This window comes from Pseudomonas sp. 02C 26, from assembly GCF_002843585.1.
GTDB classification, from domain to species: domain Bacteria; phylum Pseudomonadota; class Gammaproteobacteria; order Pseudomonadales; family Pseudomonadaceae; genus Aquipseudomonas; species Aquipseudomonas shirazensis.
The window spans coordinates 3,245,799-3,262,460 of the sequence record NZ_CP025262.1; the positions used below are offsets into that span (position 1 = coordinate 3,245,799).

At 62.4% G+C, this 16,662-nt stretch carries 17 protein-coding genes, 1 tRNA gene and 4 pseudogenes; 14 read left to right on the forward strand and 8 right to left on the reverse strand.

From position 1 onward, the window contains the following. Positions 1–69: 69 nt before the first annotated feature. The gene (locus CXQ80_RS14865; protein WP_101320780.1) at positions 70–468 is read right to left on the reverse strand and encodes a TonB family protein; all 399 of its coding nucleotides are present in this window, start codon (positions 466–468) and stop codon (positions 70–72) included. A 275-nt stretch (positions 469–743) separates the two neighbouring features. Continuing rightward, positions 744–1,028: pseudogene (locus CXQ80_RS14870) on the reverse strand (terminase); the annotation flags it as partial. A gap of 249 nt (positions 1,029–1,277) precedes the next feature. On the opposite strand from CXQ80_RS14870, the pseudogene CXQ80_RS14875 reads away from it, so the two are divergent. The 5 genes and pseudogenes from CXQ80_RS14875 to CXQ80_RS14895 all read left to right on the forward strand — a co-directional run. Beyond that, positions 1,278–1,391, forward strand: a pseudogene (locus tag CXQ80_RS14875) (phage holin, lambda family); the annotation flags it as partial. Next, positions 1,388–2,221 (forward strand): N-acetylmuramidase family protein, encoded by an 834-nt coding sequence (locus tag CXQ80_RS14880; protein ID WP_101320782.1) that lies wholly within the window; start codon positions 1,388–1,390, stop codon positions 2,219–2,221. The pseudogene CXQ80_RS14875 and the gene CXQ80_RS14880, both read left to right, overlap by 4 nt. Before the next feature lie 235 nt (positions 2,222–2,456). Beyond that, positions 2,457–2,828, forward strand: a pseudogene (locus CXQ80_RS25045) (LysB family phage lysis regulatory protein); the annotation flags it as partial. Then, complete coding sequence (lysC, locus tag CXQ80_RS24915; RefSeq protein WP_218195352.1) at positions 2,749–3,015, forward strand: Rz1-like lysis system protein LysC; 267 nt, start codon at positions 2,749–2,751, stop codon at positions 3,013–3,015. The pseudogene CXQ80_RS25045 and the gene lysC, both read left to right, overlap by 80 nt. Then, positions 2,999–3,478: pseudogene (locus CXQ80_RS14895) on the forward strand (phage tail protein). The gene lysC and the pseudogene CXQ80_RS14895 overlap by 17 nt, the downstream one beginning before the upstream one ends. Before the next feature lie 204 nt (positions 3,479–3,682). Here the strand turns inward: CXQ80_RS14895 and CXQ80_RS14900 are convergent. After that, a tRNA-Ser gene (locus CXQ80_RS14900) sits at positions 3,683–3,770 on the reverse strand. Positions 3,771–3,890: 120 nt separating this feature from the next. Here CXQ80_RS14900 and CXQ80_RS14905 point away from each other — a divergent pair. From CXQ80_RS14905 to CXQ80_RS14940, 8 genes are all read left to right on the forward strand, one after another. Next, positions 3,891–4,562 (forward strand): Bax inhibitor-1/YccA family protein, encoded by a 672-nt coding sequence (locus CXQ80_RS14905; protein WP_101320786.1) that lies wholly within the window; start codon positions 3,891–3,893, stop codon positions 4,560–4,562. Between the two features lie 185 nt (positions 4,563–4,747). Then, a complete protein-coding gene (locus tag CXQ80_RS14910; protein ID WP_101320788.1) occupies positions 4,748–6,127 on the forward strand; it encodes a nucleobase:cation symporter-2 family protein in 1,380 nt (459 codons plus the stop codon). Between the two features lie 73 nt (positions 6,128–6,200). Further along, entirely contained in the window at positions 6,201–6,593 is a 393-nt protein-coding gene (gene tusD, locus CXQ80_RS14915; RefSeq protein ID WP_101320790.1) for a sulfurtransferase complex subunit TusD, read from the forward strand. A 1-nt stretch (position 6,594) separates the two neighbouring features. Next, positions 6,595–6,954 (forward strand): sulfurtransferase complex subunit TusC, encoded by a 360-nt coding sequence (gene tusC / locus CXQ80_RS14920; protein ID WP_101320792.1) that lies wholly within the window; start codon positions 6,595–6,597, stop codon positions 6,952–6,954. Continuing rightward, a complete protein-coding gene (gene tusB, locus CXQ80_RS14925) occupies positions 6,954–7,250 on the forward strand; it encodes a sulfurtransferase complex subunit TusB (protein ID WP_101320794.1) in 297 nt (98 codons plus the stop codon). Before tusC ends, tusB begins: the two co-directional genes overlap by 1 nt. Further along, a complete protein-coding gene (locus CXQ80_RS14930; RefSeq protein WP_101320796.1) occupies positions 7,247–7,582 on the forward strand; it encodes a TusE/DsrC/DsvC family sulfur relay protein in 336 nt (111 codons plus the stop codon). The genes tusB and CXQ80_RS14930 overlap by 4 nt, the downstream gene beginning before the upstream one ends. Continuing rightward, positions 7,579–8,592, forward strand: a complete 1,014-nt coding sequence (locus CXQ80_RS14935; RefSeq protein WP_101320798.1) for a glycosyl transferase family protein — start codon at positions 7,579–7,581, stop codon at positions 8,590–8,592. The genes CXQ80_RS14930 and CXQ80_RS14935 overlap by 4 nt, the downstream gene beginning before the upstream one ends. 96 nt (positions 8,593–8,688) lie before the next feature. Further along, on the forward strand, positions 8,689–9,651 hold the full coding sequence (locus CXQ80_RS14940; protein ID WP_101320800.1) for a glutathione S-transferase family protein: 963 nt from the start codon (positions 8,689–8,691) through the stop codon (positions 9,649–9,651). 36 nt (positions 9,652–9,687) lie between these two features. Here CXQ80_RS14940 and CXQ80_RS14945 read toward each other — a convergent pair whose 3' ends face one another. Together CXQ80_RS14945 and CXQ80_RS14950 are read right to left on the reverse strand one after the other, a co-directional pair. Beyond that, the gene (locus CXQ80_RS14945) at positions 9,688–10,470 is read right to left on the reverse strand and encodes an SDR family NAD(P)-dependent oxidoreductase (RefSeq protein ID WP_218195353.1); all 783 of its coding nucleotides are present in this window, start codon (positions 10,468–10,470) and stop codon (positions 9,688–9,690) included. Positions 10,471–10,560: 90 nt separating this feature from the next. After that, positions 10,561–11,601 carry a sigma-54-dependent Fis family transcriptional regulator gene (locus tag CXQ80_RS14950; RefSeq protein WP_101320802.1) on the reverse strand — a complete coding sequence of 347 codons (1,041 nt, stop codon included), beginning with the start codon at positions 11,599–11,601 and terminating at the stop codon, positions 10,561–10,563. 158 nt (positions 11,602–11,759) lie between these two features. Here CXQ80_RS14950 and CXQ80_RS14955 point away from each other — a divergent pair, with 158 nt between their 5' ends. Next, positions 11,760–12,683 carry a LysR family transcriptional regulator gene (locus tag CXQ80_RS14955; protein ID WP_101320804.1) on the forward strand — a complete coding sequence of 308 codons (924 nt, stop codon included), beginning with the start codon at positions 11,760–11,762 and terminating at the stop codon, positions 12,681–12,683. Positions 12,684–12,686: 3 nt separating this feature from the next. Here the strand turns inward: CXQ80_RS14955 and CXQ80_RS14960 are convergent, their stop codons facing one another. The 3 genes from CXQ80_RS14960 to CXQ80_RS14970 are packed head-to-tail and all read right to left on the reverse strand — an operon-like array spanning position 12,687 to position 16,405. After that, positions 12,687–13,481: an SDR family NAD(P)-dependent oxidoreductase gene (locus CXQ80_RS14960; protein ID WP_101320806.1), complete on the reverse strand. Its 795-nt coding sequence runs from the start codon at positions 13,479–13,481 to the stop codon at positions 12,687–12,689. A gap of 12 nt (positions 13,482–13,493) precedes the next feature. After that, positions 13,494–15,374, reverse strand: coding sequence for a TRAP transporter large permease subunit (locus CXQ80_RS14965; protein WP_218195354.1), 1,881 nt, complete (start codon positions 15,372–15,374; stop codon positions 13,494–13,496). Beyond that, positions 15,374–16,405, reverse strand: a complete 1,032-nt coding sequence (locus CXQ80_RS14970) for a TRAP transporter substrate-binding protein (protein ID WP_101320808.1) — start codon at positions 16,403–16,405, stop codon at positions 15,374–15,376. Before CXQ80_RS14970 ends, CXQ80_RS14965 begins: the two co-directional genes overlap by 1 nt. Between the last annotated feature and the right edge of the window lie 257 nt (positions 16,406–16,662).

A 16,662-nucleotide genomic window follows, 5' to 3' on the forward strand; every position in this document is an offset into this window, starting at 1 on the left:
GCAGTAGCGACAGTGCGCATGCAAACAGCCCAGCGCGAGGCTGGGCTATGGCGTTTCAGCCTGCACGGTCTACTGGCAGAGGCCGCAAGGATCTTCACCAGGAACGAAAACAAAGGGCGCTACCACTTCAATCTCGCCGTTTTCCAACACCCATGAAGGAGGGGCAGGCATAGGCGATGCATCTGTGACAATTTGCTGCGCGACCGCAAGAAATAAAGGTGAACCTGAGTGCTCAGTTATTCTTTGTCGCAACAGATTGCCCTTGGCATCGAGGACAAAAGCAACCTTGACGATTCCGTGTAAATTTCGAACACGCGCCTCTTCCGGGAACGTCTTGAATAGAGCAATTTGGTGTAGTACCTGGCTTACCCACAGGTTTTGTTCGGCCTGCTCCTGTGGGCTCGGCCCGCTTTGGCACCCTGCGAGTACGGCCACCATCAAGGCTAGAGCTGGTATCAAGTTTCGCATGCGTTCTCATTGTCCCTAAAAGTCACAGAGTAACTCTGCTCAAAGTGTTGCGAGCGTCCGGTGAACCCACCTCGTGTAAGACAGGCCGGCCCCAGTGTAACGCGATAGCAATCGCAGGATCCCACTTGACCGAGCCTACGCAGACACATCATTACATCCTCCAGCGCGCTCTGCTGCGGACTGACCCAGGCGGGCAAACGAGTGACCACGTCGATGCTACGCCACAGTTGGGATGACTCGCGCGAGGAGGCAGTCAGGAGGCGGCCGAAAGCGGGGGCTATATTCGGGTTCAGCTCGGTTTCGGTACCGCCACCCTGGAAGCGCTGAATTCTGGCTTGGCGCTCCAACTGGCGGTGCAGCAGACCGATTTCCTTGAAGTCCCCGGCACTCTTACCGTCCTTGAGGATCAGCTGCACGAGTCGGGCTTCCAGGGCGCCGCCGATGCGCTCTACGTTGTCTGCCCGGTCCGACTCGTCTCGGGCCTTCCAGCTGTGGACGGTCTTCTCCTTCTCGTCCAGGTAATCGGCAATATCAGTGATGCGCCAACCGGTGCAGTACAGGAACTTGGCGTGTCGGCGCGAGTCGGTGGTCGGTTGGCTGTAGTGTTCATGGCGCCGATGCTGACGCTCACGCGCGCGTTGCCCCACTGGCGCACCCTGTAGCCCGCCCTCCTACAAAGCCGCCGCGTTGCCGTACAGCAGCGCTTTGCGGACCATGCCCTCATCGCTAGGCACAACGCCACTGCACCGAGGACAGCCCGAATGGCCGCAAGCACCGCACCCGCCAAGAAACTTCGTTCCGACTGGTTCCGCATCCCAATCAGTGCTGCTCCGTTTTTCGGCGGTGTCATTGGCCTGCTGGGCGTCGAGTTCACCCGCGCCACCGCGAAGAAGTTCTTCACACGCAAAGAGGGAACCGCATGACCACACTTCGACACGGCGATCGCTCACAGGCTGTTCGTGAGCTGCAGCGCCTGCTCAACGCCAACGGCGCCGAATTGGACGCCGACGGTGCCTTTGGCGATGCAACCGAGGCGGCAGTCCGGACCTACCAGGGGAAGGTCGGGCTCGTCTCCGACGGCAAAGCCGGCCCGAAGACCATGGCCAGTCTGCAAGGCCTGGACATACGCAAGCTCCTCAAACATTCGGATCTGCTGCAGGCCTCCGCTCGCCTCGGCGTGCCGGTCGCGGCTGTGTACGCCTTGAACGAAGTTGAATCGAAGGGCCGCGGCTTCCTGGACAATGGAAAGCCGGTGATCCTCTTTGAGCGCCACGTCATGTACAAGCGTCTGCAACTGGCTGGTTCGCCGGGCGATGACCAGGAGCAGTTGCTCCACCGCGCCGATCTGCTGGCCAAGCAGGCGCCGAACCTGGTCAATCCAAAAGCCGGCGGCTACATCGGCGGAAGCGCCGAGCATCAGCGCCTTGCTCAGGCCCGGCAGCTGGATGAAGTAGCGGCACTGGAGTCCGCGAGCTGGGGTGGCTTCCAGGTAATGGGCTATCACTGGCAGCGTCTGGGTTACTCCAGCGTGCATGATTTTGTCGACGCAATGATGCGCAGTGAAGCAGACCACCTGGAAGCCTTCGTCCGCTACATCGAAGCCGACGCCAATCTGCTCAAAGCCTTGAAAGCCCAGAAGTGGGCAACGGTAGCCAAGCTCTACAACGGCCCGGACTACCAGCGGAACCTGTACGACGTGAAGCTGGAGCGCGCTTTCGAGCGGCACCAGAACCGCGCTTTGGTGGCGGCATGAGCGAGCGAGGGCAGAACCATCGCTTTCCATATCGAGAACTTATCCAGCGCATGACGAGCCTGTCACCAACTGGGGGATGCAGGGCTGTGCTTCTGCCGGCGGGGACTGACATCGAGGAATGCCAGAAGACCGCCGACGCACTAAAACAGGTGATGCCTACCCCGCCATTGGTGATCTGCGGCGATCTGCAGGCTCTCGATGAAGCAGGCATGAACGCAGCCGGATGGTATCGAAAATGATTGGCTTGCGCGAAGGGCTGTTGGCCGGAGCTTTGTTTGCTGCGGTTTCGGCTGGTCTGTGGGGGTGGGGCCAGCAGGTCTTGCTAGGGACTGAGCAGGGAAAATCAAAGGCCCTCCAGGACCAACTCACCACAGCCCAGGGCGAAGCCCGCGACAACCTGGCCGCTGCCAACACATTGAAAACCACCCTGGAGCGTGAACGCCAGAGCCAAGCCAAGCTGCTGCTGATACAGGGCGAGCTCCGCGCAGGGCTGGCGAACCGCGAAAGCCAGATCGAGGACCTGAAGAATGAGAACGAAGAACTTCGCAGCTGGGCTGGTCAGCCTATTCCTGGTGCTGCTCGCCGGCTGCGGCAGCGTCCTGCGATCACCGGAGCCGCCGCCTACCGTCAGTGGCTGTCCCGTGGTGGTCCCTTGCCAGCTGCCGGCGACGAAGCCAGCCCGGAACGGCCATCTATTGACTGATCAAGAGCGTACCGAGCTGGCGTGGGCCGAATGCGCTGCCCAAGTCGACGCAGTATTCCAGTACCAGGTGACCCATGAACAAACCCGATAGTCTTCGTGACCTCCTGCTGCAGGCCGTGCCCGGGCTGAGGAAAAACCCCGAGCGTCTGATGATGTTCATTGATCAAGGCAAGGTCCGCTGCACTGCAGCTGCGAGTCTGTAGTTCGAATACAGCTACACCCTGCAGATGATCTTGACCGACTTCGACGGGCACACTGACAGTGTGATGATCCCAATCCTGGACTGGCTTCGGGTCAATCAATCCGAATTGCTCGTAAACATGGACAAGTCTGCCGAGGGTCTCAAGTTTGAGGCCGAGATGCTTGACCGCAGTAAGGTGGATCTCAGCCTCACCCTGCCATTAACTGAGCGCGTGATCGTGACTCGCAGAGGTGGCGGCGGCTTTGCTGTCGAGCACGCCGCCGAGCCCCAATACGAGGGCCACGCCGAGCAGGGGTCTGTCACTCTATTTGCGGATGACGAACCGATCGCCACCTGGCATCGACGGCGATGATCTTCAAGCACTACGCGAAGTGGATCAGCGAGGACGGCCCTGATGTAGTGGGGTTGTTGAATCAGACGCTCAGGTTGACCTGAGCGCACAAAAAAGGGGCCGCAAGGGCCCCTTTCTTCTGCCTGTCATTCCCAAAGTGTTCCCAAAACGCTCCCATTTGCGGGGTTCAGCGGTGGCGAACATCAATGAAATCAAGCACTTGTGTGGCGGAAGCGTAGAGATTCGAACTCTAGGATAGTTGCCCATCGACGGTTTTCAAGACCGTTGCCTTAAACCACTCGGCCACGCTTCCGGATACAGCGGGCGCCATAATACCGTAATGAAACACGCTGTCAAACTCTCTGTGTCGCGGCCTGCGGTGGCTCTGGTATGCTCTCAGCATCCATAGGTTTCTACCCACAGGAGTGTCGCCATGCGCGAACAGGATTATGCCCTACAACACGGCCAGCAGGCCGAGCAGCTGGAGGTCAGCAAGGTCCTGCGTAACACCTACAGCTTGCTGGCGCTTACCCTCGCATTCAGCGGTCTAATGGCGTTCGTTGCGCAGCAGATGCGTGTCGGCTACCCGAACATCTTCGTGGTGCTGATCGGCTTCTACGGCCTGTTCTTCCTCACTGCCAAACTGCGTGACTCGGTCTGGGGCCTGGTGTCGACCTTCGCTTTGACCGGCTTCATGGGCTTCATTCTTGGCCCGATCCTCAACCGTTACCTCGGCATGGCCGGTGGTGCGGAAGTGGTCAGCTCGGCGTTTGCCATGACTGCACTGGTGTTTGGTGGTCTGTCGGCCTACGTGCTGATCAGCCGTAAAGACATGAGCTTCCTCAGCGGCTTCATCACTGCTGGCTTCTTCGTCCTGCTGGGCGCGGTGGTTGCGAGCTTCTTCTTCCAGATCAGCGGCCTGCAGCTGGCGATCAGCGCTGGTTTCGTGCTGTTCTCGTCGGTCTGCATTCTGTTCCAGACCAGCGCGATCATTCACGGCGGCGAGCGCAACTACATCATGGCGACCATCAGCCTGTATGTATCGATCTACAACCTGTTCATCAGCCTGTTGCAGCTGTTCGGCATCATGGGTCGTGATGACTGATCGTTGATTGACCGGTAACGCAGAAAAGCCCGCTTCGGCGGGCTTTTTTGTGGGCGACGTTTGGCGGTGGCCGACATCGCCAGGCGTATTCAGCCAGACACAGATCTGAAGCGCTGCATTTAGGCTACCCGAATCGGTCAGCGGACCTTAGAATGCGCTCCTTTTTTCTTCCGGGGCAGCTACCCATGAGTTCGATCGAACAAGGGCCCGGCGCGGCAGCGCCTGACAATGAACTGGTCCTTGGCCTGGAGGACAAGCCGCGGCCGCTGATTGCCATGCTCGCTGCCCTGCAGCATCTGCTGGCGATCATCGTGCCGATCGTTACCCCGGGCCTGCTGATCTGTCAGGCGCTGGGCGTTTCAGCGCGGGATACCAACCTTATCGTATCCATGTCGCTGGTGATTTCGGGGATTGCCACCTTTGTCCAATGTCGGCGCTTCGGGCCGTTTGGTGCGGGGCTGTTGATCGTACAGGGCACCAGCTTCAACTTTGTCGGGCCGTTGATTGCCGGTGGTGCGTTGATGGTCAAGCAAGGCACGCCGGTTGAGGGTGTGATGGCGGCGATCTTTGGTGTGGTGATTGCCGGCTCCTTCGTCGAGATGGGCGTGTCGCGCATTCTGCCGTTCATCAAACGCCTGATCAGCCCGCTGGTGACCGGCATCGTGGTGCTGATGATCGGTCTGACCTTGATCAAGGTCGGCTTGATCAGCATGGGCGGTGGCTTCACGGCGATGGCCAATGGCACTTTTGCCAACGGCGAAAACCTGCTGCTGTCGGGCGTGGTGCTGGCGATCATCGTGCTGCTCAACCGCATCCCGGTGGTGTGGATGCGCAGCTGCGCCATCGTCATCGCGCTGGCGGCGGGCTATGCCCTGGCCGGTTACATGGGCCGGCTGGACTTTACCGGTATGCACGAGGCGGCGCTGTTCCAAGTGCCGACGCCGTTGCACTTTGGCCTGAGTTTCTCGTGGGCGTTGTTCATTCCGATGCTGGTGATCTATCTGGTGACGTCGCTGGAAGCCATAGGTGACGTAACGGCGACCAGCAAGGTTTCGCGTGAGCCGGTCGAAGGCCCGGTGTGGATGCAGCGGATCAAGGGTGGCGTGCTGGTCAACGGCGCCAACTCGCTGCTGGCTGGGGTGTTCAATACCTTCCCGAGTTCGATCTTTGCGCAGAACAATGGCGTGATTCAGCTGACCGGGATTGCCAGCCGCCACATTGGTATCTGGATCGCTGCCATGCTGGTATTGCTGGGTTTGTTCCCGAGCGTTGCCGGGGTGATTCAGGCAGTGCCGGAGCCGGTGCTCGGTGGCGCAGCGATGGTGATGTTTGGCGCCGTTGCTGCTTCGGGGATCAATATCCTCGCCAGCACGCGGCTGGACCGGCGTGCCCTGCTGATCATCGCGGTATCGCTGGCCTTGGGCCTGGGCGTGGCGCAGGTGCCGGAGTTTCTTGCGCACATGCCGTCGGCGCTGCGTAACGTGCTGGAATCGGGCGTGGCCACCGGTGGCATCTGCGCGCTGGTACTGAACTGGTTCTTGCCCGAGAGCAAGGCGCAACAGTGAGCATTGCCCCGCCGGTAGCGGTGGCGGGGTTGTTTTGCTTTATCATGGTCGGATCACGTTGCAAGAGCCTCCCATGAAATTCGCCATCGCGGTTTTTTCCCCGGCCCATGCGCCCTCCTCGCGTCGCGCCCTGCGCTTCGCCGAGGCGGCGCTGGCCGGCGGGCATCAGATTGCCCGCCTGTTCTTCTATCAGGACGGGGTGCACAGCGCCTCGGCCAACGTCGTCACGCCGCAGGATGAACTGGACGTGGCTGCGCAGTGGCGTGCGTTCATCGAAGGCAACCAGCTCGACGCAGTAGTGTGCATCGCTGCCGCCCTGCGCCGCGGCGTGCTGGATGCGACCGAAGCCAACCGCTACCAGCGCCCTGCCGTGAACCTGCCGGCACCCTGGGAGCTGTCGGGGCTGGGCCAGTTGCACGAGGCGGCGCAGGTTGCCGACCGTCTGGTCTGTTTTGGAGGCGATTGAAGTGGCCAAATCCTTGTTGATCATCAGCCGCCAGGCACCGTGGAGCGGCCCGTCCGCACGCGAAGCGCTGGACATCGCCCTGGCTGGCGGCGCCTTTGATCTGCCGCTGGGCATGCTGTTCATGGATGACGGCGTGTTCCAGCTCGCCGCTGCCCAGCAACCGGTCTCGCTGCAGCTCAAAGACCTCGCCGCCAACCTGCAGGCGCTGCCGATGTTTGGCGTAGAAGAGCTGTTCGTCTGTGCCCACAGTGTGGCTGAACGCGGCCTGGACCCGGCCAGCCTGAGCTTGCCGGTCGAGCTGCTGGATGATGCAGCGCTGGCGGCATTGATTGGCCGTTATGACCAGGTGGTAACGCTCTGATGACGACCCTGCATGTAATCAGCCATTCGCCGTTTGGCGACAATCGCCTGGCCAGCTGCCTGCGTTTGCTCGCCGCCAACGACGCCATCCTGCTCTGCGGCGATGCGGTTTACGCACTGCGCGCAGGCACCGCGCCGCAGCAACTGTTGCAAACGGCACGGTTGCAGCACCGCCTGTTCGCCCTCGCTGAGGATGTTCAGGCGCGTGCCATCGACAGCACCTTGGCCGAAGCGGTGGACTACCCCGCTTTCGTCGAGCTGTCGTTGCGCTTCGACAAAGTGAACAGCTGGCTATGAACGCATTGACTGTCGGCGAGCATCACATCGCCCTGGACAAGGACGGTTTTCTGCTCGACCTGCAAGACTGGTCCCCCGCCGTCGCCGAGGCTCTGGCCGAGCGCGAAGGTATCGCGCTCAGCCCCGAGCACTGGGAAGTGCTCGAGGTGCTGCGTGGGTTCTACCAGGAATACCAGCTGTCACCGGCCACGCGCCCGCTGATCAAGTACACCGCGCTCAAGCTGGGTGTGGAAAAAGGCAACAGCCCGCACCTCAACCGCCTGTTCAATGGCACTCCCGCCAAACTTGCCGCCAAGCTGGCGGGCCTGCCCAAGCCGACCAATTGCATATGACCGAGCAACTCCCCGAACCGCGCCCGCTGACCCTGCATACCCCTGCCGAGCACCCGTTCGCCGAATTCGTGCGCATCCTCGGCAAAGGCAAGCGCGGCGCCCGCGGCCTGAGCCGTGAAGAAGCCCGTGCGGCGATGACCTTGCTGCTTGAAGGCAAGGTCGAGGACACCCAACTGGGTGCCTTTCTCATGCTGCTGCGGCACAAGGAAGAAAGCGCTGAAGAACTCGCTGGCTTCACCGAGGCCCTGCGCGCGCACCTGCAAGCCCCGCAGATCGCGGTCGACCTGGACTGGCCGAGCTATGCCGGCAAGAAGCGTCACCTGCCGTGGTACCTACTGGCGGCCAAGTGCCTGGCAGGCAATGGCGTGCGCATCATGCTCCACGGTGGCGGCGCGCATACCGCCGGACGCATGTATACCGAACAGGTGCTGCACCTGCTGGAGATTCCGCTGTGCCGCGACTGGGCATCACTCGCGCGCGCCTTGGACGAGCATCAGTTGGCGTTCTTCCCACTGCAGGACTGGGCGCCGCAGTTGCAGCGCATGATCGACCTGCGCAACACCCTTGGCCTGCGTTCGCCGATCCACTCACTGGCACGGGTGCTTAACCCACTGGCGGCGCGCTGCGGCCTGCAGAGTATCTTCCACCCGGGTTATCAGGCCGTGCACCGTGAAGCCAGCCGCCTGCTTGGCGATCACGTGATTGTGGTCAAGGGCGATGGTGGTGAGATCGAGATCAACCCGGACGTGGCCAGCCACCTGTACGGCACCAGCGGCGGCGAGAATTGGGACGAAGAATGGCCCGCCATGAGCGCCCAGCGCCATGTCAAACCGGCCTCCCTGCAACCCGAGCATCTGCTGGCGGTCTGGCGCGGCGAGGCGCAGGACAGCTATGGCGAAATGGCCGTGGTCGCCACCATGGCGCTGGCGCTGCGTGGTCTGGGTAAGGATCGCGATCAGGCCTTTGCCGACGCGCAGCGGTTGTGGGCGGATCGCAACAAGATCGACTAATTCGATAGATACCACGCAGTCTTTGCGCTATTTATTCGAACGCTAGTCCCTAGACTGGGCTCCAAAGACAAATCACTTTTGTACAAGGAGCTCGGCATGGGCCTTTTGATTGACGGTCGCTGGCATGACCAGTGGTACCAGACCAGCAAGGACGGCGCGTTTCAGCGCGAGAACGCACAACGGCGCAATCAGCTGCCCAAGGCCGAAGCCGGTCGCTATCACCTGTATGTGTCGCTAGCCTGCCCGTGGGCGCATCGCACGCTGATCGTCCGCGCGCTCAAAGGCCTTGAGCCGTTGATCGATGTCTCGGTGGTGAGCTGGCTGATGGGCGAGCACGGCTGGACCTTCGATCAGCAGCAAGGCTCCAGCGGTGATCACCTCGATGGCCTGCAGTACATGCACCAGCGCTACACTCGCGACGACCCGAACTATACCGGTCGCGTCACGGTGCCGGTGCTGTGGGACAAGCAGGAACAACGCATCGTCAACAACGAGTCAGCCGAGATCATCCGCATCTTCAACAGCGCCTTCAATGCGCTGACCGGCAACCACCTCGACCTCTATCCCGAAGCGCTGCGCCCTACCATCGATGCGCTCAACGAGCGGATCTACCCGGCCATCAACAATGGTGTCTACCGGGCGGGCTTCGCAACTTCGCAGGAAGCCTACGAAACCGCGTTCGATGAGGTGTTCAACGAACTGGACCATCTCGAGCAGCTACTGAGTGGCCAACGCTACCTGGCGGGCGAGTACCTGACCGAAGCCGACGTGCGCCTGTTCACCACGCTGGTGCGCTTCGATGCGGTGTATCACGGCCACTTCAAGTGCAACCTGCGCCGCCTCAGCGATTACTCGAACCTGTCCAACTGGCTGCGCGAGCTGTATCAGTGGCCGGGCGTGGCCGAAACGGTAAACATGGAGCATATCCAGAAGCACTACTACCTCAGCCACAAAACCATCAACCCCAACGGCATTGTGCCCAAAGGCCCGCTGCAGGACTTCAATGCAGCGCATGATCGTCAGCGTCTGCCAGGTAGAGGTATCTACCAAGGCGTTTGAACCGAGCCTGCCACCGCGGTGGCAGGTCAGCAAAGGTCAGTCGCGCATGAAGCCGCCGTCCACGTCCATGATCTCGCCGGTAACAAAGCCCGCCTCGACCGACGCCAGAAAGCACACTGCGGCAGCAATATCCCGCGGCGTACCCGCCCGGCCCAAGGGCATCTGTGCCAGCACCTGAGCGCGTGCCTGCGGTGCCAGCGCAGTAGTCATTTCAGTGTCGGTGAGCGCCGGTGAGACTGCATTGACTGTGATATCGAAAGGCCCGGCCTCGCGCGCCAGACCTTTGGTCAGGGCGATCACCGCGCCTTTGGCGGCGGCATAGCAGCTATTGCCCAGCAACCCTCCCCCACGCTTGCCAGCCACCGAAGCGATATTGATGATGCGCCCGCAGCGGCGGTCCATCATGCCCGGCAGCACCGCCTTGGCGCAGAAGAACACACTGTTGAGGTCGATTGCCATGACCCGGTTCCATTCCGCCGTGGTCAGCTCCAGCAGCGGTACGGTGGAGACGATGCCGGCATTGTTGACCAGGATATCGACCGGCCCAAGCAGCCGCTCGACCTCATCGACCATCGCCAGCACCTGCTCCTCCTGAGCCACGTCCACGGCCACGCCGATGGCCTGAATGCCCTGCGAACGCAGCGCTTCGGCAGCTCGTTCGGCTGCAATCGGATCAAGGTCGGCCAGGGCCACCTGGGCCCCGCAATGACCAAGCGCGACGGCAATCGCATGGCCGATACCGCGGGCGGCACCGGTCACCAAAGCGGTGCGGCCAGCGAGGCTGAAGTTCATCGGGGCGTAGGCGGCAGCTGTACTCATTATTGTTATGTCCTTGATGAAGGGCGAACTCGGGCTCACCCCCTGCGCAGCAAGGGGTGTTCAAGCAAAGAGGATCAGGTTGAATGCGGCTCAGGCGCGGCGGCAGGCGTCCAGCGCCAGCTGTTCCTTGAGCGGCGGGATATCCAGCCGACGCAGTACCCGGTACAGCGAGGGCCGGCAGATGCCCAGTTCGCGTGCGGCCGCCGACATGTTCCAACGGCAGGTCTGCAGCACTTCCAGCACATCGGCGCGCTCGTCACCGGCGCGGCTCGGGCGGATCGGTGTCACGTTCGGCACCACCACGCGCACAGCTGCGCTAGCGGCCGGCAGCTGGGCGATAAAGTCCACTGGCAGGTCGGCGCGGATGATCCGCGCGCCTTCCATCACCGCACAGGCGTAGCGAATCACCGCACGCATCTGGCGCAGGTTGCCCGGCCAGGCGTGGGTCAACAGCAGCGACCAGACCTCGGCGCTGATCACCTGGCGTGGATCACACCCCGGCAGTTCATGGGCGACCATGTTGCACAGCAGTTCGCCGCGGTCAGTGCGCTCGCGCAGCGGCGGCAGTTCGACCACGCCGGTGGCGATGCGATAGAACAGATCTTCACGGAAACTGCCGTCGGCTACCCGCGCCGACAAGTCCTGGTGGGTGGCGCAGACCAGGGCAAAGTTGACCGGTACGCTGCGTTCGGCACCCAGCGGGGTCACCTCACGTTCGGCGATTACCCGCAGCAGGCGAGTCTGCTGCTCGTAAGGCATGTCGCCGATCTCGTCGAGAAACAAGGTGCCGCCATCCGCCTGCTGCACCTTGCCCTTCTTGCCGCCGGGCAATGCCCCGGAAAACGCACCACGGCTGTAGCCGAACAGCTCGCTCTCGATCAGCGTCTCCGGGATCGAGGCACAGTTGAGCGCCACCATCTGTGCGGCGCGACGTTGACTGTGGGCATGCAGGGCGCGGGCGAGAATCTCTTTGCCGGTGCCGGTTTCACCGCGGATCAATACCGCGATGCCGCGCTCCATCAAGCGCAGCGCCCGGCGAAACGCCTGGCGCACTTGCGGGTCACTGTCGTGGGCGATATCGGTTTCGGCAACTTCGGCGTGGCAAACAGCAGGGTCGGTCAGGGAATGCATCAGCGTCACCTTTTATTGTTCTATAGCTTGTGACTATGTCGGCGGACGACGCTTGTGGCGTGGCCGGGGCCGATGGGGTGTGGCCTGATCACATTAGGTAGGCGGACTTATATTTTCCAATACATAATCAAGCATCCACTGATACCTTTGCGAGCATCATGATCGAACTTCGCCATCTGCAGTACTTCCGCACCCTGGCCGAGACCCTGCACTTCGGCCGCGCCGCCGAGCGCCTGCATATCTCCCAGCCGCCGCTGTCGCGGCAGATTGCCCTGCTGGAAGAGGAATTGGGGGTGAAGCTGTTCGACCGCTCACGGCGCCGGGTCGAGCTGACCGAAGCCGGGCAGCGCTTTTACCTGGATACCGGCACGGTGTTCGCCGCCTTCGAGCAGGCCAAGCGTAACGCCCTGGCAGCGGCACGCGGTGCTGCGGGCGAGTTGTCGGTGGGGTTCATGATGTCGACCGCCTACAGCATCACCCCGGCCATCACCCGCCGGTATGCTGCGTTGTTCCCGCAGGTCAATCTGAAGCTGACCGAGACCCTGCCGCTGGACCTGGCACAGGACATCAGCAGCGGCCACAAAGACGTCGCCATCATGTACCGACCGCAGGACTGCAGCGGGCTGGAGACGGTCACGCTGTACCGCGAAGAGATGACCCTGGTGCTGCCACCCGGCCACCGCCTGATGCAGCAGGAGCTGATCGAGCCGCAATCATTGGCGGGCGAGCCGTTCATCATCGTGCCGCGGCGAATCGCCCCGGCGCTGCATGACATGATCTGCAACTACTGCCTGCAACACGGCGTGACGCCCAACATCGGCATGGAAATCAACCTGCAGCAGACTATCGTCAACCTGGTCGGCGAAGGCCTGGGCGTGGCCATCGTGCCGCGCTCGATGCGCAACATGCGCCTGGCCACCACCAGCTTCAAGCCGCTGCGCGATGCACCGGTGATCGAAGTGGTAGCGGTATGGAAGGCAGACAACCACAACCCGTGCATTGCCACCTTCGTCGAGGCGGCGCTGCAGGCCGGCGAGCAGGCTACGCGCGAGGACCACGCGCAGCGGCTGCTGGAGGGATAACCCTCAGATTTCGAGGATGCCCGAGGCCATGAACCCGCCGTCCACCGGGATCACATGGCCACTGATGTAGGAGGCATCCTCGGACGCAAGAAACGCTACCGCACCAGCCATCTCCGCCGGCGTGCCATAGCGGCGCAGCGGCACCGCGCGGGCATACGACTCACGGGTGGCCGCCGAATGCAGCGCCTGGGTCAGCGGCGTATCCACCGGCCCTGGCGCGATGCCGTTGACGGTGATGCCGTGCTCGGCCAGCTCCACGGCCATCTGCCGGGTCAGGCCGATCACCGCCGCCTTCGACGTGCCATAGGCGGTACGGCCCATGCTGGCGCGCATGCCGCTGATCGAGGCGACGTTGACGATCCGCCCCCAGCCCCGTTCGCGCATCAGCTGCGCGGCGTGCTGGCTGCAGAGCAGAGTGCCGGTCAGGTTGATATTCATCAGGCGCTGCCAGCCTTCAAGCTCGGTATCGAGAAACGCCTGGGTGCGCGCCACGCCGGCATTGTTGACCAGCACATCGCAGCGGCCGAAGCGCTCGCGCAGCGCGGCGAACAATGCCCTGATCGACTGCGCATCACCGACATCGATGGCCATCGCCTGGGCCTCGATGCCCTGCACCCGCAGCCCGGCGACCATCTCCTCTGCCGCCGCCAGGTTGATATCGGCCACCACTACCGTGTGGCCATCGTGGCCGAGGCGCTCGGCAATGGCAGCGCCGATGCCCATGGCAGCCCCGGTCACCACGGCCACCCGACCATAGCCCGGCGCGTTGCGTGTTGTTGTTTTCGCAGCTTGGCTCATGACAGGACTCTCTTAAAGGAAACCAATGGAAATCCACGGGAAGCAGGCCACTACCGCCAGCGCTACCAGCAGCGCCCCGAGGTAACCCCAGACGCGGCGAATAACGTGGTCGGACGAGGTTTTGCTGATGGCGCAGGCGGCGTAGAAACCCACCCCCAACGGCGGCGCGAACAAGCCCACGCCCATCGCCAGGATCACCACCATGGCGTAGTGCACCGGGTGAATGCCGAGCATCTCTGCCAGCGGGAACATCAACGGGCCGAACAGGACGATGGCCGGAATGCCTTCGAGCACGCTGCCCAGAATCAGGAACACCAGAATCGTCACCACCATGAAGCCGAAGGTGCCGCCGGGGATTTCCTCGATCAGCTCCACCAGCGAGGCGGAGAAGCCAGATTGAGTCAGTGCCCAGGCCATCGCCGAGGCCATGCCGATGATCAGCAGGATCGCCCCCGACAGCGACGCCGCTTCCAGCAGCATCGGATACAGCCGGGCAAAGTCGATATGGCGCATGAACAAGTGCATGACCAGGCCGACCAGCACCACGTAGGCGACACCAATCGTCGACACCTCGGTCGCGGTCGCCGCGCCTTCAAGCACTGCCACGCGGATCAGCAACGGCAGGGCCAAGGCTGGCAAGGCGATGAGGAAGGTCTTGCCAACCCGCGACATCGGCGCGCGCTCGATCTTCGGCGCGTCTTCCTTGCGTGAACGCCACCAGCACACCGCCGCAATGGCAATGGTCGCGACCACGGCGGGCATCAGGCCGCCGATGAACAGCGCGGTAATCGAAACGCTGCACACCGCACCGATGGTGATCAGCACCAGGCTCGGCGGAATGGTCTCGGTCATGGCCCCGGTAGCGGCCAGCAGCGCCGCCAGTTCCTCGGGCTTGGAGCCGCGCTTTTTCATTTCAGGGAACAGCGCCGGTGCGACTGCAGCCATGTCGGCCACTTTCGAGCCGGAAATCCCCGACACCAGAAACATCGCCCCCAGCAGCACATACTGCAGGCCGCCACGGACATGACCGAGCAGCGAGGCCATGAAGTCGATCAGCGTGCGAGCCATGCCCGACAGCTGCAGAACCACGCCGAGCAGCACGAACAGCGGCACCGCCAGCAGGACCAGATGCGACATGCCCTCGTCCATCCGGCCGACCACGATCGACAGCGGCGCATGGGTCACCAGCGCCAGATAGGCCATGGTCGCAGTGCCGAATGCGAAAGCAATCGGGATCCCGCCAAACACGCAGGCGCCGAGCAACACCAGGAAGAACACCACCAGATTGTAGTTACCCATCGCCGCCAGCAGCGGCTGCGCCAGCCACAACACCGCGGCCACTGCCGCAACCACCACTAGCCCAGCCATAAACTGGCGTACCGTCGAATAACGCGCCATTCGCGCCACCGCAGCCAGCAGCATCAAAACCGCGCCAACCGGCAAGGCCGCCGCCCGCACACCGTCGGGAATGCCCAGCGCCGGCGTGGTGATCGACATCTGCTCGTGGGAGTGTTCCATGGCCGGTGAGATGATCATCGCCACGAACATACATACGATCAGCGCCGACAACGTCTCGCTGAACCCGCGCCAAGCAATCGGCAGCTTGTTGACCAAGGCCGACATGCGCATGTGCTCGCCGCGGTCCAGCGCCAGCACTGCGCCGAACATCGACAGCCAGATAAACAGCGACGAGGCCAGCTCGTCGGTCCAGATCAGTGGGCTGTGCAGCACATAACGGGAGATCACCCCCGCCAGCAGCACCAGCGTCTCGATTACCATCAAGGTAACGGCGAGTGCGCCAACCACGCGCATGATCCAGCTGTTCAGACAGATCAGCGCCCGGGCCGGCAGGCGCAGCGATTGATTGGGGGCCATGACGGCTGGCGCGCTCATCAGGCCAGCTTCCCGGAGAATTGCTCAAGAATCGCCCACGCCTCGTCACCAAATTTGCCATGCCAGTCGGCATAGTAATTGGCGCTGCGCAGCTTCTCGCGAAACGGCTCGGCCGGCGACTCGACCAGCTCCAGGCCTTTGCCCTTGAGGGTGTCGCGGGTGCTGCCTTCAAGGGTGGCAAGGTCGGCGCGCTGGGCCATCACTGCCTTCTCGATGTGCTTGCGCAGCACCTCTTGCAGTTCCGGTGGCAGGCGCCCGATCGAAGCGCTGTTGCCCAGCATCCAGAAGCCGTCCCAGACGTGGTTGGTCAGCGAGCAGTATTTCTGCACTTCATACAGCTTGGCCGATGACACCAGGGTCAGCGGGTTTTCCTGCCCTTCGACGATGCGCGTCTGCAACGCCGAATACACTTCGGCAAAGTTGATGCTGGTCGGCGCCGCATCCAGCGCACGGAAAATCGACATGATGATCGGGCTTGGCGGCACCCGCAGCTTCATCCCGCGCAGGTCATCCGGGGTGGCCACCGGGCGCGTGCTGGTGGTGGTCACGCGGAAGCCGTTGTCCCACATCCGCTCGTAGGCGAACAGGGTGCCGGTCTTGGCGATCTCGCTGCGCACGTGGGCTCCGAGCGCGCCGTCCATGGCACTCCAGACCTGCTGATAGTCCTTGAAGGCAAAGCCCACGGCGCTGATCTGCACCGATGGCACCATGGTGCCGAGGATCACCGGCGACAGTGAGAACAGGTCAACCGCCCCCGAGCGCACCTGCGCCAGGGTATCGGTGTCGCTGCCCAGCTGGCTGCTGGGGAACACCTGCACGCTCAAGGCGCCGTTGGTTTCCTCCTTGATCGCCTTGGCCATTTCCCGGGCGCGGATATTCATCGGGTGGCTGATGGGCAGGTTGTTGGCAAACTTCAGTTTGAAGTCGGCGGCGCGGCTGTTGCCGCTGTACAGGCCCATCCCGGCAGCGGCGACAGCAGCCCCTGCCAGCGAGGCGGTCTTGATAAAGGAACGGCGGGTGAAATCGCTCATGAAGCTCTCCTGACCTATTTGTTCTTATTGATCGAGTTGCGGCGATGATAGGCATGTTGTTAGCAATACGGGTGCCACGCTTGAGTAACAGCGCTCAGCAAGCCCCTTTGCAGGCTCGCAAGCACCGGGCAAGCGACTGATTTATCTTGAGAAAATATTTATCCGAGGTCTTGTTAGATTTTGTGACAGGCCTGCCAGAGGCGCCCAGCAGGTGTAACAGGTGTCTCCTTGAACTGTCGCCCTGGCAGCCAGGGCGA